11 protein-coding genes are annotated in these 15,849 nt (G+C 75.1%); 7 read left to right on the forward strand and 4 right to left on the reverse strand.

All coding sequences use genetic code 11. The features are described 5' to 3' along the window. Positions 1–44 precede the first annotated feature (44 nt). The 4 genes from BSL84_RS37550 (at position 45) to BSL84_RS32215 (ending at position 7,383) form a co-directional block, all read left to right on the forward strand. The gene (locus BSL84_RS37550) at positions 45–3,662 is read left to right on the forward strand and encodes a S8 family serine peptidase (RefSeq protein WP_075971794.1); all 3,618 of its coding nucleotides are present in this window, start codon (positions 45–47) and stop codon (positions 3,660–3,662) included. 152 nt (positions 3,663–3,814) lie between these two features. After that, on the forward strand, positions 3,815–4,636 hold the full coding sequence (locus BSL84_RS32205; protein WP_075971795.1) for a hypothetical protein: 822 nt from the start codon (positions 3,815–3,817) through the stop codon (positions 4,634–4,636). Between the two features lie 324 nt (positions 4,637–4,960). Further along, complete coding sequence (locus tag BSL84_RS32210; RefSeq protein ID WP_159393601.1) at positions 4,961–6,349, forward strand: cytochrome P450; 1,389 nt, start codon at positions 4,961–4,963, stop codon at positions 6,347–6,349. Between the two features lie 80 nt (positions 6,350–6,429). After that, positions 6,430–7,383 carry a hypothetical protein gene (locus BSL84_RS32215; RefSeq protein ID WP_075971797.1) on the forward strand — a complete coding sequence of 318 codons (954 nt, stop codon included), beginning with the start codon at positions 6,430–6,432 and terminating at the stop codon, positions 7,381–7,383. A gap of 45 nt (positions 7,384–7,428) precedes the next feature. Here the strand turns inward: BSL84_RS32215 and BSL84_RS32220 are convergent, their stop codons facing one another. Beyond that, positions 7,429–7,956 carry a gluconokinase gene (locus tag BSL84_RS32220; RefSeq protein WP_075972346.1) on the reverse strand — a complete coding sequence of 176 codons (528 nt, stop codon included), beginning with the start codon at positions 7,954–7,956 and terminating at the stop codon, positions 7,429–7,431. 131 nt (positions 7,957–8,087) lie between these two features. Between BSL84_RS32220 and BSL84_RS32225 the strand changes: the two genes are divergently transcribed. Next, positions 8,088–8,810 (forward strand): FadR/GntR family transcriptional regulator, encoded by a 723-nt coding sequence (locus tag BSL84_RS32225; protein ID WP_030037410.1) that lies wholly within the window; start codon positions 8,088–8,090, stop codon positions 8,808–8,810. 141 nt (positions 8,811–8,951) lie between these two features. After that, positions 8,952–9,299, forward strand: coding sequence for a hypothetical protein (locus BSL84_RS32230; protein WP_030037409.1), 348 nt, complete (start codon positions 8,952–8,954; stop codon positions 9,297–9,299). 83 nt (positions 9,300–9,382) lie between these two features. On the opposite strand, the gene BSL84_RS32235 is transcribed toward BSL84_RS32230, so the two are convergent. Both BSL84_RS32235 and BSL84_RS32240 read right to left on the reverse strand, forming a co-directional pair. After that, positions 9,383–9,769, reverse strand: coding sequence for a VOC family protein (locus tag BSL84_RS32235; RefSeq protein WP_030037408.1), 387 nt, complete (start codon positions 9,767–9,769; stop codon positions 9,383–9,385). 7 nt (positions 9,770–9,776) lie between these two features. Continuing rightward, a complete protein-coding gene (locus BSL84_RS32240; RefSeq protein ID WP_045322674.1) occupies positions 9,777–11,690 on the reverse strand; it encodes an ABC transporter ATP-binding protein in 1,914 nt (637 codons plus the stop codon). Between the two features lie 169 nt (positions 11,691–11,859). Between BSL84_RS32240 and BSL84_RS32245 the strand changes: the two genes are divergently transcribed. Beyond that, a complete protein-coding gene (locus tag BSL84_RS32245) occupies positions 11,860–13,914 on the forward strand; it encodes an AMP-binding protein (protein ID WP_045322673.1) in 2,055 nt (684 codons plus the stop codon). A gap of 87 nt (positions 13,915–14,001) precedes the next feature. On the opposite strand, the gene BSL84_RS35800 is transcribed toward BSL84_RS32245, so the two are convergent. Further along, entirely contained in the window at positions 14,002–15,777 is a 1,776-nt protein-coding gene (locus BSL84_RS35800; RefSeq protein WP_075971798.1) for a GNAT family N-acetyltransferase, read from the reverse strand. Positions 15,778–15,849: the final 72 nt, after the last annotated feature.

Consider the following 15,849-nt stretch of genomic DNA (forward strand, 5'->3'; position numbering starts at 1 on the left):
ACCCTTCCCGCACATCCCGCACACGGCGTACGAGGAGACAACACGTGGCCCAACGCGACAAGCGGCCCCCACGCGGCTTACGGCCCACAAGGCCGGCCCGGCCCGCACGGCCCGCCCGGTCCTTACGCACGGCGCTCGCCGCCCTCACCTCCGTCCTGCTGCTCCCGCTCGGCGCGGGAGCCGCCGCAGCCGCACCCGACCCCGGCACCGGCGCGCCGAGCGCGGCCGAGCGCAAGATCGAACCGAAGCTCCGCGCCCAGCTCGACAGCGCGGCCAAGGCCGTCTTCTGGGTCTACCTCGACAGCGCCGCCGACCTCACCGCCGCGGGGAAGCAGCAGACCCGCGCCGCCAAGGCCGAGACCGTGCTGAGGACGAAGAAGGAGCACGCCGCGCGCAGCCAGGCCGACGTCGTCAAGGCACTCGAAGGCGCCGGGGCCGAGTACACCTCGTACTGGATCGTCAACGCCGTCCGCGTCGTCGGCACCGAAAAGCTCGCCGGCACCCTCGCCCAGCGCCCCGAGGTGGCCCGGATCGACGCCGACGACAAGGTCGACCTCCCCAAGCCCGCCGAGGGCGAGCGCGAGAAGGCCGTCGCCGACGCCGTCGAGTGGAACATCGACCGGATCAAGGCGCCCCAGGTGTGGGACCGGATCGGGGTCCGCGGCGAGGGCATCGTCGTCGCCAACATCGACAGCGGCGTCGACTTCACGCACCCGGCCGTGGCGGGCCAGTACCGCGGCCGGAACGCGGACGGCACCCACTCCCACGCCTACAACTGGTTCGACCCGGCGGGCGTCTGCGCGGGCGCCGCACCCTGCGACAACAACGACCACGGCACCCACACCATGGGCACGATGGTCGGCGACGACGGCGGCGCCAACAAGATCGGCGTCGCCCCCGGCGCGAAGTGGATCGCCGCCAAGGGCTGCGAGTCCAACTCCTGCTCCGAGGCCTCGCTGCTCGCCTCCGGCCAGTGGATCGTCGCCCCGACCGACCTCGACGGACAGAACCCCCGGCCCGACCTGGCCCCGCACATCGTCAACAACTCCTGGGGCGGCAGCGGCGGCGACACCTGGTACCAGCAGATCGTCGACACCTGGCGGGCCGCCGGCATCTTCCCGGCCTTCTCCAACGGCAACGCCGGACCCGGCTGCTCCACCAGCGGCTCACCCGGCGACTACGCCAGCTCCTACAGCTCCGGCGCCTTCGACATCAACAACGCCGTCGCCTCCTTCTCCTCCCGCGGCGCCGGACCCGGCGGCATCGTCAAGCCGAACATCTCCGCCCCCGGCGTGAACGTCCGCTCCTCCGTGCCCGGCGGCGCGTACGAGGCCTTCTCCGGCACCTCCATGGCCTCACCGCACACCGCGGCGGCCGTGGCCCTGCTGTGGTCCGCCGCCCCGTCCCTCGAAGGCGACGTCGCGCAGACCGAGTCCCTCCTCGACGGCACCGCCCTGGACACCGACAGCGCCCAGTGCGGCGGCAGCGCCGCCGACAACAACGTCTTCGGCGAGGGCCGGCTCGACGTCCTCGCCGCCGTCGAAGCGGCCCCGCGCGGCGCGCTCGGCGCGCTCGGCGGCACCGTCCGCTCCGACGGCCGGCCGCTCGCGGGCGTGAAGGTCACCGCCGACGGACCCATCGACCGTACGGCCACCACGGCCGCCGACGGCAGCTACAGCTTCCCGGCCCTCTCGGTGGGCGAGTACACCCTGACCGCCGCCAAGTTCGGCTACGGGCAGCAGACCGCCACCGCCACGGTGACCGAGAACGCCACCGCCACCGGCGACTTCACCCTCACCCAGGCCCCCTCCGGCAAGGTCACCGGCACCGTCGCCGCACCCTCCGGCCCGGCCGCGGGGGCAGCCGTCACCATCGCCGACACCCCGGTGACCGCCACCACCGACGCACAGGGCCGCTTCGAGGTCACCCTCCCGCACGGCACCTACCGGGTGAACGCCACCCACCCCTCCCGCTGCCTCAGCCCCGGCACCGCCGAGGCCACCGTCGGCGGCGACACCACCGTCACCGTGAACCTGCCCGAACGTACCGACGGCTACGGCCACGCCTGCGCCACCGCGGGCGACCGGCCGTACACGGCGGGCAGCCGGCAGCTCGCACTCACCGGAGACAACACCACCGAACGCGTCGACCTGCCCTTCCCGCTGCCGCTGTACGGAAAGACGTACGCCCAGGCCTGGATCGGCACCAACGGCACGGTCAGCTTCGGCGGGAACCACACCGGCGACATCAACGGGGACCTCCCGAGCACGGCGACGCCCAACGCGGCCCTCTACCCCTTCTGGGACGACCTGGTCGTCGGCGCGGCCGGCAGCGGCTCGGGCGTCTTCACCGCCGTCACCGGCACCGCCCCGCACCGCAGCTACGTGATCGAGTGGCGCCAGGTGTCCCACTGGTCGGCGCAGGCCGACAAGTTCTCCTTCTCCGCCGCCATCGGCGAGGACGGCACCGTCACCTACTCCTACAAGGACACCGGCGGCACGGGCATCAAGGGCGGCTCCACCGCCACGGTCGGCGTGGAGAACGCCACCGGAACCGACGCCTTCACGTACTCCTTCAGCACCCCGGTCATCACCGACGGCCTGTCCGTCGCCTTCCGCACCACCAAGAGCGGCGTCGTCGCCGGCCGGGTCCTCGACGCCAACGACGGCAACGGCGTCGCCGGAGCCACCGTGACCGTCGGCACCGGCGACAGCGCGGTCTCCGCGACCACCGCCGCCGACGGCGGGTACGTCGTCCAGAGCCCCTCCGGATCGCGCACCGTCTCCCTCACGGCGGCGCAGTACGAGCCCGCCACGGCCACGGTGGAGGTCAGGGCCGCCGACGTCACGACGGTGACGCAGTCCCTGCGCACCGGCAGGGTGACCGCGTCCACCCCGGCGCTGGAGGTCGTACTCCCGGCCGGCGGGCAGCGGACCCGCACCCTGGAACTCACCAACCCCGGCCTCGGCACGGCGTTCACGGTGTCCGAGGACGCCGCATGGCTGACGGCCGCACCGGCCGGCGGCGACCTGCCCACGGGCGGGAAGGCACCGGTCACCCTCTCGGTCGACACGGGCGGACTGGCCCCCGGCACGGTCCTCACCGCCGACCTGAAGATCACCTCGGCGAGCGGCCGCACCCCGGTACTCATCGTCCCGGTCAAGGTCGTCGTCCCCCGCTACCAGGTCGGCCTGGACGCCGGATCCGGCTACGGCTCCACCGACGCCCTCGGCGACGCCTGGTCCCCGGACCGCAAGTACACGCCGGGCTCGTACGGGTACCAGGGCAACGGCACCGTCCGGTCCACCGGCCGCACCATCGCCGGCACCGACGAGCAGCGGCTCTTCCGCAACGCCCGCGAGGGCATGTACGAGTACCGCTTCGACAACGTGCCGAACGGCACCTACACGGTGGAGCTCGGCTTCGCCGAGCTGTCCTCCACCAAGCCGGACAAACGCGTCTTCGACGTCCTCGCCGAAGGCACGCAGGTCCTGCCCTCCCTCGACATCGCGCTTGAGGCGGGCACCTACACGGCCCTGACCCGCACGTACACGGTCACCGTCACGGACGGGGTGCTCAACATCCGCTTCGTGACGCACTCCGGATTCGGCAAGCCCCTGCTGAACACCCTCCGGGTCACCGACCGCCCCGACAAGGGCTGACCCGGTGAAGGGCGGGTGCCGACCGGCACCCGCCCCCTCCGTCCTACCGGTACACGGTCCCCCGGGCCGCTCCGGCCCATTCGAGTGGCGGGAGCGGCCCGTCGGCGCGACCTGCCGGAGGCCGGCGTCGCGGGTCGCTAACGTGAGCGACCATGACGCTCCTGAGCGACCAGGCATACGCCGTCCGGGCCCTCGTGGAGTCCGCCGATCCCGGGGCGGTGTGGGCCGTGGGCGGACCCGACGGCACCCTCGCGAGCTCGGACGGGGAGCAGCAGTGCCACGACGTCGGCGGCCTCACCGCCGTCCTCGCCCTGTGGCCGGTGGTCGGGACGCTCGTCGACGAGGGCGCGCTGCGGCTGCACACCCCCCTGGCCGCATACGGGGACCAGGCCGCGGCGGGCGCCCCCGCCGGGACCACCGCCCACCAGCTCCTCACCCACCCCGGGGGCACGGCCGCCCTCACCCGCCTCGTCGAACACCTCTCCGGCAGCGCCCTCGCCGACCTCGCGGCCGCACGCGTCTGGCACCCCCTGGGTATGACCCGCACCCGCCTCGCCGACGGCACCCTCCACGCGCCCCTCGCCGACCTCGCCCTCTTCCTGGCGCACCTGCTCCACCTGAGCGCCCCGAGCACCGCCGGCGCCCCGGATGCGGCGGGACCCGCGGCGGAGCCGGGCGGCGCATCCAACCCGCCGCCCCTCACCCGAGACTGGACGGCGGAATCCCTCCGCATCCGCACGGGCGAACTCACCCCCGCCCGCGGACTCCTCTGGCACCCCGCCCCGCACGGCGTCTGGACCCACCACGCAGACACCGACCCGGGCCCCGCCGTCTGGGTCTCCCCCCGCCACCACCGCTGGGCGGTCCTGCTCCCCGCCGCCGGCGGCCCGCTGCGCACCGCCTTCGGCGAAGCCGTCTTCGCCCCCGGCGCATCCACCCGCGGCAGCGGGTCGGACGGGATCCCCCGGCCGTAGCGCTCGGAGCGCGCACCGCGCGAGCGGGACGTACGGTGATGCCGATGTCACCGGCCGTTGTCTCGTTCCCGCCGCGGAGGTACACGGATGCGTACGGTCCAAGGGGCCGCCCTCGACGGGCTCAGGGCCCGGGTACGGGCCCTCGCGCTACGGACCGGGCTGCCGGTGCGGTCCACGCGGGGCGAGCCCCGGCCACCCGCCGCACCGGCCGGCCGCCCCCGTCCCGCGGCAGGCTCCGGCCGCCCGACCCGGAACGGAGCGCCGCTCGCGGCCCGCGGGCCCGCCGCCCCGCCCCGCACGGAGGACCCCGCCCGGCGGACACCCGTGGAAGCTCTCCCCAGGACCCCCGCCGCCCGCCCGGCCGGTCCCGACGCGGCCCTCGCGCCCGCCCGGACCCCCGCTGCCGCGACCGCCGTGTTCGCCTCGCTCGGCGCCCTGCTCACCGCCGCCGCCCGACACCGCCCCCTGCGCCGCCGCCCGGGCGAACTGCGCGCCTCCGCCGCCGCGCTCCGCGCCCTGCGCGCACGCCGCGGAGACGCGCCCGCGCTCGTCCGCACCCGGGCCGGGCAGACGGTCCTCGTCCTCCTCGACCCGCAGGACCTGCGCCGCTTCTACCGCGAACCACTCAGCGTCCTCGCGGCCGACGCGCCCCGCACATGCCCGGACCTGAGCACGCATGAGGCCGGCCGGGACGGCGACGGCCCCGGCTGCGCCCGCGGCGAACCGCGCCCGGACCGGCGGCGGATGAGCGCCGACGTACTGGCCGCCGGGCTGCCCGTCCACCCCGCCGCCGGCCCCATCCTCACCGTCGTCGCCGAGGAAGCCCGGCACCTGACCGCCACCGGCACACTCGAACTCCAGCGCGCCCGGCACGCCGTGAGCCGGGCCGCCCGGCGCGTCGTCCTCGGCGACCCGGCCGCCGAGGACGACGAACTCGCCGGATGGCTCACCCAACTGCGCGCCGGAGAAGGGCGGCTGCGCGGCGGCCGGACACGGGCCGCGCGTGCGGTGCGCGACAAGGTCCGCGCACGCATCCGCGAGTACGCCCGGCACGCGGGGGACGACACCCTCGTCGGCCGGGCCGCCCGCCACGCCGCCCCCCTCGACACCGCCGACCCCGGCGGAGCCGTCGACCCAGCCGACGAGGCCCGGCTCTGGCTCCTGGCCATGGACGCCGTGCCCGCCACCCTGCTGCGTACGCTCCTGCTGCTGGGCGCCCACCCCTGTGAACAGGACGCGGCCGCGGCCGAAGCCTCCGCCGAGGCCGCCGCCTGGCCGGGCCGCGGCGAACTCCCCAGGCTGCGCGCCTGCGTCCGCGAGTCGCTGCGCCTGTACCCGGTGGTGCCGGACCTGGTCCGCGTCACCCGCGCCGAGACCGAATGGCGGGGAGTGCGCCACCCGGCCGGCACCGCCGTGCTGCTGCCCGCCGCGTTCCACCAGCGCGACCCCGAACGGGTCCCGGCCGCCCACGTCTTCGTACCGGGCCGGTGGAAGAACCCCGCCGCCGACCGGGACATCCGGATGGCGCCCTTCAGCCACGGCGGCGGCCGCTGCCCCGGCGACCAGCTCGGGCTGATGATCACGGCGGCCTTCTGCGCCGGGGTGCTGCGCGGGCACCGGATCACCGGCACCCGCCCGGTCCTGGACCCCGTCGGACCACTGCCCGTGACCCTCGACCCGCACGGCGTCCGCCTCACCCTCACCCGCCGCTGACGGCGCCGGCGCACCGGCCGCGCCGCGCCGCGTGCCCGTCCCTCCGATCCCCTGACCCCTGCCGACCCCATGAGGAACCCATGTCCGACGCTGTGACCTCCGCGTCCCCCGCCCCGGACGTCGACCAGCTCGACGCCCCGAGCCGAGCCCTCGCCGAGGCCGCCGACGCGGTCGGCGAGGCCGCCCGCTACGCCTCCGGCCTGGCCTTCGGAACCCGCCTGCCCGCCGCAGCGCTGGCCAGGGGAGGGCACAGCAGGCGCGGTTGGCGCACCCTGCTGCGCACCCTCACCGACCCGGCGGGTCTCGGCTGGGCCGCGCGCGGCCGGGGCGCGGCCCGCGCCGGCCGCCTCGCGGGGGTCCTGGCCGGCCGGGAGAGCCTCGCCGTCAGCATCGCGGTCTGCGGGCTCAAGGCCAGGATCCGGGCCGCGAGCGCGGACCGTCCCGAACTCCTGGCGGACGCCGGAACCGCGGCGGTCCTGCGGGCCGTGGAAGCCGGCCGCCAGGCCGAGGCCGCCGGCCTGTTCCGCGGCATCATGCACGAGCGCGGCGCCGAGCACGCCTTCTCCCTGCTGGCGCCGTCGTTCGCCGACATCCTCGCCTGGCACGCCCTGACCGACGCGAACCCCTTCAACGACCACGCCGGCTGGCAGGTCGCCACCGGCCGGGCCGAGACGGCCCGCCCGCTCCTTGGACTCGCCGCCGCCCTGTGGGCCTTCTGCGACCGCGGCGCCGGCCTGCCCGCAAGGCCACCGACGACGCCGGCCGCCGAGCGCGGGCCCGTCCGGCGCAGGACCGCCGACCGGCCGCCGAAGCCGTACCGGCCGGCGGCGCGCCCCCCGGGCGGGAGCCTGCACGACCACGCCGCCGCCCTGCATACTCACGCGGTCCGGCTGCGGGGAGCCGCGGCCTGCTCACCGGGGTGGCAGGGCCGGGACGCCGAAGCCCTGCGCGCGGAGGTCGACAGCCTGGCCACCCGCTGCGGGAGGGCGGCCGGCGGCCTCGCCCTCGCCGCCGCCCAACTGCGCGACCGGTGACGGCGGGGAGCGCGTACGGCCGGGACCGGCCGTGATGACGCTCCCTCAGTCCCCGGCGGCTTCCCAGAGCCGGCGCAGCGCGGCCAGGGCACGTTCGGCGACTTCCTCCGGGGCACCGGACACGTCCACCGCGACGCCGAGCTCGTCGCCCTGGAGCGGCTCCAGCGTGGCGAACTGCGACTCCAGCAGGCTGGTGGGCATGAAGTGGCCCTTGCGCGCCGCCATCCGCTCCTCGATCAGCGAGCGTTCACCGGTGAGGTGTACGAAGACGGCCCCGGGGGCCGCGGCGCGCAGCCGGTCGCGGTAGGCCCGCTTGAGCGAGGACGCGGCGATCACCCCGCCGCACGCCGTCCCGGCACGGTTGCGGATCCACTCGCCCACGGCGTCCAGCCAGGGCCACCGGTCCGCGTCGTCCAGGGGGTGGCCGGCTGCCATCTTGGCGATGTTGGCGGCCGGATGGAAGGCATCGCCCTCCGCGTAGGGGAGGCCGAGCCGTTCCGCGAGCAGCCGGCCCACGGTCGTCTTGCCCGTGCCGGCCACGCCCATCATCACAACGACGCGCTGGGTGCCCACGTCCACCTCGCTGTCCTCGTCGACACCGGTTCGTGAAGCACCACTGAAGCGCATTAAGTACGACGTATTCAAGCCTCAGGGCGAAGACATCACATCTTTTGCCGACGGGGCGTCAACCGTACGCTTGCGCCATGACCACCCAAGGCGCCGAAAACGGTCCGGGACCGGGCCTGCACGCCCACGTGCTGGACACCGTCGGCCTCGCGATCGCCGCGGGCGAGTACCCGCCCGGCAGCGTCCTGCGTACGGACGAGATGGCCGAACGCTTCGGCGCCTCCCGCACCGTGGTGCGCGAGGCCGTCCGCGTCCTGGAGTCGATGCACCTGGTCGAGTCCCGCCGCCGGGTCGGCGTCACCGTGCGCCCCGCCGACGCGTGGAACGTCTACGACCCCCGGGTGATCCGCTGGCGGCTGGCCGGTCCCGACCGGCCCCGGCAGCTGCGCTCCCTCACCGTGCTGCGCTCCGCGATCGAGCCGGTGGCGGCCGGTCTCGCCGCGACCCTGGCGACCCCCCGGCACTGCGCCGACCTCACCGCTGCGGCCCTCGGCATGGTCCGCACCTCACGCGGGCACCGGCTCGACGACTACCTGCGGTACGACATCGCCTTCCACCGTGTGGTGTTGGACGCCTCCGGGAACGAGATGTTCGCCCGCCTCGGGGACGTGGTCGCGGAGGTCCTGACGGGGCGCACCGAACACGAGGTGATGTTCCACGACCCCGACCCCGCCGCCGTCACGCTGCACGTCCAGGTGGCCGAGGCGATCCGCGAGGGCGACGCCGCCCGCGCCGAGACCCTGACCCGGCGGATAGCGGTGGGCGCGCTGGAGGAACTGGACGTCCTGCTCGCTCCGTAGGGCGTGGTGCGCGGCTCCGTCCGCCCGCGCCGCGTCCGGTCACCGGAGCCGCCTGCGGGGCGGTCGGGGATAATGTCCGCGAACGGCACAAGCAGTGGAGACGCCGGCCGCGCGGCGGCCCGGCAGGAGAGGGAGCCCCCGATGGACGTGCAGCACTTCGAGCGGATCACCGCTTTCATCGAGGCGCGGCTCACCCCGCTGTTCGACGAGGCCACGGGAAGCGAGCACGGCTTCTCGATGGACGACACCTCGCGCGCCCTGCGCGCGCTGCGCAACTCCGTCCTGGAGGCCTCGGCAGTCAAGGGCCTCATCGAGAAGCGGGAGGCGGCCGAGCCGGCCATGCGCCGGGTGATCGACCAGTCCGTCGAGCACAACTGGGACGTGCTGCGCGGGATCGCCCGCCAGTGGGAGGACCACGCCGACTTCCGCCACGAGTTCAAGCACCACGCCTGGGAGCTCGACCACCACCACGCAGCGGCGCAGGCCTGACCCCGCCGAACGCCGCGTCGCACCGTGCTCCCCGCACCGTGTGACGCGGCGTCCCGCCCGGCGCCGGCCGCGGCCGACGGGCATCACGCGCCCGGTTCCGCCGACTTGCGCGGCGTGATCTGCTGGACCGCCCAGCCGTTGCCGTCCGGGTCCGAGAAGTAGACGAAGGAGCCCCACGGCAGGTCCTGGATCTCCGTCACCTCGACACCCCGGCCGCGCAGGTCCTCGTAGGCCTCCTCGATGTCGGTGACGACCACCTGCATGTTGTCGAGGGATCCGGGCGTCATCCGGGTGAGGCCCCTGCCGATCGCGATCGAGCAGGCCGACCCCGGCGGGGTCAGCTGTACGAAGCGGATGTCCTCGCTGACGGTGACGTCGTGGTCGGCGTTGAAGCCGATCTTCTCGTAGAAGGCCTTGGCCCGGTCGACATCGGTGACGGGCACGGCGACGAGTTCCAGTTTGATGTCCATCACAGCATCATGCGCCCCGCACCGGTGCCGCGCCGCCGGATTCGATTCCTGCGGGCGTGTCCGCCGCGGCGAACTGCGTGCGGTACAGCTCCTCGTACCGGCCGCCCGCGGCCAGCAGCCCGGTGTGCGTGCCCCGTTCGACGATCCGGCCGTCCTCGACGACGAGGATCAGGTCGGCCGCCTGCACGGTGGACAGCCGGTGCGCGATGACCACGGCGGTCCGGCCCGCCAGGGCCTCGCCCAACGCCTCCTGCACCGCCGCCTCCGACGTGGAGTCCAGGTGCGCGGTGGCCTCGTCGAGGACCACGACCCGCTGCCGTGCCAGCAGCAGCCGCGCGATCGTCAGGCGCTGCCGCTCACCGCCCGACAGCCGGTAGCCGCGCTCACCGACCACCGTGTCCAGGCCGTCCGGCAGCGCGGCGACCAGGCCGTCGAGCCGGGACCGGCGCAGCGCCTCCCAGATGTCCTCCTCGGTGGCGTCCGGGCGGGCCAGCAGCAGGTTGGCCCGTACCGACTCGTGGAAGAGGTGCCCGTCCTGGGTGACCATGCCGAGCGTCTCGCGGATCGAGTCGGCCGTCAGGTCCCGTACGTCGACCCCGCCGAGCCGGACCGCGCCCGCGTCGGCGTCGTACAGCCGCGGCAGCAGCTGGGCGATGGTCGACTTGCCGGCGCCGGACGAACCCACCAGTGCGATCATCTGGCCGGGCTCGGCGCGGAAGGACACCTCGTGCAGGACCTGCGTACCGCCCCGGGCGTCGAGTACGGCGACCTCCTCCAGGGACGCGAGGGAGACCTTGTCGGCGGACGGGTAGCCGAAGGACACCCGGTCGAACTCGACGGCCACCGGCCCTTCCGGCACCCGCCGGGCATCCGGCTTCTGCGCGATGAGCGGCTTCAGGTCGAGGATCTCGAAGACCCGCTCGAAACTCACCAGCGCGCTCATCACCTCGACGCGGGCCCCGGCGAGAGCGGTCAGCGGGGCGTACAGCCGGGTCAGGAGCAGGGCGAGCGCGACGACGGAGCCGGCGTCCAGGGTCCCGCGCAGGGCGTAGTACCCGCCGAGTCCGTAGACGAGCGCGAGGGCCAGCGCCGAGACCAGGGTGAGGGCCGTGATGAACGCCGACTGGGCCATCGCGGTGCGGATCCCGATGTCCCGTACGCGTGCCGCCCGGACCGCGAACTCGGCGGACTCGTCGGCGGGCCGGCCGAACAGCTTGACCAGCGTCGCGCCGGGCGCCGAGAACCGTTCGGTCATCTGGGTGCCCATCGCGGCGTTCAGCGCCGAGGCCTCCCGCTGCATCGCCGCCATCCGCGCCCCCATCCGGCGGGCCGGCAGGACGAACACGGGCAACAGCACCAGCGCCAGCAGGGTGATCTGCCAGGAGATGCCCAGCATCACGACGAGGGTCAGCAGCAGGGTGACGAGGTTGGCGACGACGCCCGAGAGGGTGTTGCTGAACGCCCGCTGCGCGCCGATGACGTCGTTGTTGAGGCGGCTGACGAGGGCGCCGGTCCGGGTCCGGGTGAAGAAGGCGACCGGCATCCGCTGCACGTGGTCGAAGACGGCCGTCCGCAGATCCAGGATCAGCCCCTCGCCGAGGGTGGCGGAGAGCCGGCGGGCCAGCAGCCCGAGCCCCGCCTCCGCGACCGCGATCAGCGCGATGAAGAGGGCGAGCCGGGTCACCACGGCGCCGTCCCGGCCGTCCACGACGGCGGTGACGACCCGGCTGGCGAGCACCGGCGTGGCCACCGCCAACAGGGCCGTCACCACGCTCAGCAGGAGGAAGAGAACGAGCCCGCGGCGGTGCGGGCGGGCGAACGCGGCCACGCGGCGCAGACCGGCCCGGGAGAGGGGGCGGCGGTCCTGCTGGGCGTTGATCGCGCTGTGCAGTGAGGTCCAAGCGGTGACTTCCATGTCCATGACCCGAACGCTAGGACCTCAACCAAAGTCGAGGTCAAGGGTTCGGCCGGGGACCCCCCGACCGGGCGACCCGCCAGGACCCGCGGGGCGGCGCCGCCGGGCAACTCCCTTGACCGGCAAGCCGTTTCCAGGCTCCTCCGTTGTCGGTGCCCGGTGGCATCATCGGTCCATGACGCAGGGATCCGAGTCCGTCCGCTTCACCCAGGGCACCGCAGACACCGTCCTGCACCACTTCGAACGCTGGGCGCGTGACACACCCGAAGCACCCGCCCTCATCGCCGGCACGAAGAACCGCCTCCCGTACGGGGTGCTCGACGCCCGCGCCAACCGGCTGGCGCACCACCTGCTCGCCCGCGGCCTGCCGCCCGGCGGTCTCGTCGCCATCGGCACCGCCAAGCCCGCCGAACTCGTCGTCGGCATCCTCGCCGTCCTGAAGGCCGGCGGGGTGTACGCCGTCGTCGACGCCGAAACGCCCCGTACCGGCCGCCAACAGCTCACCGCGCTGCAGCCCTTCGAGCCCTTCGCGCTGCTCACCCACGCGCCCCACCGGGCAGCCCTCGACACCGGCACGGGCCTGCGCGCGATCCGGACCGACGACGACGCCACCGAGATCGCCGCCCGGCCCGCCCACGCACCCGACGCCGGACAGGCGGCCGGCGGAGCCGCCAGGCCGCCCGGCGCGGCCGTCCTCTTCACGGCGTCCTCCACACCGCGCCCCGTGCCCGCCGGCCACGCCCTGCTGCTCGCCGCCCACGAGGGCTGGACCGAGCTGCTGCGGCCGACTCCGCAGGACGTGCACCTCATCACCGCCCGGCCGGACGTCACCGCCTTCGCCGCCGGCTGGACCCGGGCCCTGTGCACGGGCGGCAGCCTCGTCCTGCCCCCGGGGCCGTCCTGGCCGTCCGGGTCGCCGCAACAGGTCCGTACGGCGGTCGACCTCCAGATGGTCACCGTCCTGCACACGGATCCGGCGGGCATCGCCGCGCTGGTGGTCGACGGCCCCCGCCCCACCGCCGCGGACCGCAGGAGCGGCCCGCGGCCGCTGCGCTCGCTGCGGCTGGCCACCGTCACCGGCGACCGCCTCCACCTCGACGAACTGGACGCCCTGCACACCCGGTTGCGCCCCGGCGTACGCATCCTCAACGTCTACGGTCTCACCGAGACCGCCGGAGCGGGCACCTGCTTCGAACTCCCGCAGCTGCCGGCCCCCGTCGGCGAACCGGAACGCCACTGTCTGCTGGGCACCCCCTTCCCGGGATGCCAGGTCCACCTGCGCGGCGGGCAGATACACCTCGCGCCGCCCGGCGGCGGTGACGCGATACCCACCGGCGACCTCGGCGTGTCCCGCCCCGACGGCCTGCTGGAGTACGCCGGCCGGATCCGGGACCGGATCCCCCTCCACGGAGGCTCCTTCGACCCCCACGCCGTCGAGGCGGCGATCCGCACCCATCCGGGCATCGGCGCGGCCCTCGTCGCAGGCGTCGACAAGGACGGGGAGCGGCGCCTCGTCGCCTACGTGGCCCCGCCGCCCGGCGACCCGGCCTGGGACGCCTCGGCGCCGCTGCCCCAGATCTACGGCCTGCGCAACCACCTGGCCGGCACCGTCCTCAAGGAGGTGTCGCCGACCATCCTCGTCCAGCTCCGCGCCCTGCCGCGCAACCGGGCCGGCCAGGAGGACCGCGCGGCCCTGCCGCTGCCCACCCGGCCCGTGTCCGAGCGGCCCGCCGTCCACGGGAGCAAGTTCGCCCGGTCGTCCACCGGCGCCGGAGACCCGGACGGCGGCCGTGTCGTCGCCGCCGGCTGCATGACGTTCGCCCTCGGCTTCCTCACCCTGATCCTCACCCCCGTCCTGTGGCCGGGCTCCACCGACCTCTCCGCGGTGCCCCAGCCGTGGGCGGCCCTGTTCTTCCTCCTCTACGTGGCGGAGAGCCTGGCCTTCGGCGCGGGGCTGGCGTTCCTGTCCACCGGGTACCGCCTGATGGCACGACGGGAACGCGGCCGGCCCCCGGGCCGTGTCCGGGCCGCCCACCTCGCGGCGAGCTACCTGCTGCTGGCCTGGTGGCCGCAGGACAACGCCTACCGGCTGGCGGCCAAACAGGACTGGCCCCTGCAGGCCCTCCTCGTCTACGCCTTCAACATCCCCCTGATGATCGCGGGCCTCATCCTGGCTGTTCACGTGGCCCGCAAACCGGCCTCGCCCTTCGACTTCGAGGACAGCGACTGAGGCTGGCGGAGCAAAATCCTTCCGGCCCGCACACCACCGGCGTACGGGCCCCGGCCGGCGTACGGGCCCCGGCCGGCCGCGGCGGCCTCAGGGCGCGGCCGGCCCCGGCGGGTCGAACATCGCCCCCACGGCCGCGGCCCGGGTGCGGACCAGCGCCTCGGCCGCGTCCAGCGCCTCCGGACCGCGCGCGGCCACCAGCACACCCAGCCAGGGAGCCGGATCGAAGGCGCCCGTCGGGATGGCGGGGACGAACACCGCACCGAGCTCCGCGCACCCGCGGGCCAGGTCCGCGCACAGTTCGTCCACCTGCGCCTCGGGCAGCCGTGCCCCGAGCGCCACCCGGTCGGCGATCCGCACGAGGTGCCCCGCGCCCCGCAGCTCGTCGAGCCGGGCCGCCACCATGAAGGCGATCGACGGCCCGGTCAGCCGCAGGTTCACCTCGGTCGGCGCGAGCCGCCCCTCGGCGTCCACGACGAAGTCCACGTCGAACCAGCCCCGGTAGCCGGACGCCGCCAGCTCCCGGCCCACCGCCGCACCGAAGGCGAGCAGCGGCTCGTGCGCCCACTCCGGCACCGAGCCGGGCCCCACCGTGGCCCCGCGGTAGGCGCCCGCCGTCACGTCCATCAGCGCCGCGCCGACCTCGTGGACCTCGCCCGCCGGGTCCACGAAGCCGTCGTACGTCAGGTCGCGGACCGCCGCCGGATCCGCCGGCGCCTCGACGTACTCCTCCACCAGCAGCGGCCCGCGCGGCAGCCGCCGCAGGACGGCGCGGGCGCCGCCCGCGGCACGCACCTGGCCGGCGGTGACCACGGTCGTACCCGAACCGCCGACCCCGTGCTCCGACTTCAGAACGGTGCTCTCGCCGGCCCGTGCCCGTGCCGCCAGCAGCCGGGCCGCCGCCCACCGGCCGCCCGCCCGTACCTGTGCGGGGAGCACGATCCCGGGATGCCCGCCCTCCGCGAGGATCCGCTGAAACAGGCCGTGCGCGGCGGCCTTCGACTCGTAACGCAGCTCCCCGGACCGCCACGGCCGCCCCGCGAGCAGCCCGAACGGCCGGGTCAGCCCCCACGGTACGAGCGGCTCCCCGGCCCCCGTCAGCCGCGCGGCCAGCGCCGGCCTGGCCCGTACCGCGTCGACCAGCCCGGGCCCGCGCTCCGCCAGGCCGTCGTACACCTCGACCCCGGTCCAGCCCAGCTGCCGGCAGACCAGGTCGGTCCAGCCGGCGGGCACCGCCCGGGGCAGCACCAGGGCGGACGGGTAGGGGCTGTAGAAGGCGGCCAGACAGGAGTAGTGGTGTGCGGCCGACTGGTCGGGGTCCAGTGAGGGGTCGGCGAACTGCGCGTTGTACTCCGCGACGTTGCCGACGTGCACCGCCCGCCCGCCGCCGGTCCAGGCCCGCGCCCAGTCGGCGAGCGGGGCCGGGGCCGCCTCGAACCGCACCAGCGTCCCCGTCGGCGCCTCCGCGGCCGGCGCCGCGACCGCGCCCATCGCCCGGTAGAAGCCGGCCGCATGCGGGTCCGAGTCGATCACCAGCCTGCGCACACCCCGCTCCACGGCCCGGCGCAGCACGTCCCGGTACAGGATCCGCCCCACGCCCCGCCCGATCGCGGAGGGTTCCACGAAGAGCAGCCCGAGCGTCGCCAGCGGCGCGCCGCCCTCCAGGGAGGCGAGCCCGAGGAGCGTCCCTTCCGGATCCTCGGCCACCACGATCCTGCGCGCCGTCACCTCGTCCGGCAGGATCCGCAACTGCGGCGCGCACGCCGCCAGGAAGCCGGCGTCGTACCCCCAGTGCGCCTTGGACCGCATCACCAGCCCGGTCAGGGCCTCCGCCTCGGCCGCTCGCGCGGCCCTGACCTTTACCATTCGCTGACCTCCCCATGGTCTGCGGGAAGGCCGTGCGATAGATTCGGCCTCCCTACGGAACGTATTTTCCCA

Source organism: Streptomyces sp. TN58 (genome assembly GCF_001941845.1).
Lineage (GTDB): Bacteria > Actinomycetota > Actinomycetes > Streptomycetales > Streptomycetaceae > Streptomyces.

Excerpts from the sequence above, each read along its gene's own strand:
- BSL84_RS32205 (WP_075971795.1), top strand. The coding sequence starts at position 3,815 with ATGACGCTCCTGAGCGACCAGGCATACGCCGTCCGGGCCCTCGTGGAG.
- BSL84_RS32215 (WP_075971797.1), top strand. The coding sequence starts at position 6,430 with ATGTCCGACGCTGTGACCTCCGCGTCCCCCGCCCCGGACGTCGACCAG.
- BSL84_RS32225 (WP_030037410.1), top strand. The coding sequence starts at position 8,088 with ATGACCACCCAAGGCGCCGAAAACGGTCCGGGACCGGGCCTGCACGCC.
- BSL84_RS32230 (WP_030037409.1), top strand. The coding sequence starts at position 8,952 with ATGGACGTGCAGCACTTCGAGCGGATCACCGCTTTCATCGAGGCGCGG.
- BSL84_RS32235 (WP_030037408.1), bottom strand. The coding sequence starts at position 9,769 with ATGGACATCAAACTGGAACTCGTCGCCGTGCCCGTCACCGATGTCGAC.
- BSL84_RS32240 (WP_045322674.1), bottom strand. The coding sequence starts at position 11,690 with ATGGACATGGAAGTCACCGCTTGGACCTCACTGCACAGCGCGATCAAC.
- BSL84_RS32245 (WP_045322673.1), top strand. The coding sequence starts at position 11,860 with ATGACGCAGGGATCCGAGTCCGTCCGCTTCACCCAGGGCACCGCAGAC.
- BSL84_RS35800 (WP_075971798.1), bottom strand. The coding sequence starts at position 15,777 with ATGGTAAAGGTCAGGGCCGCGCGAGCGGCCGAGGCGGAGGCCCTGACC.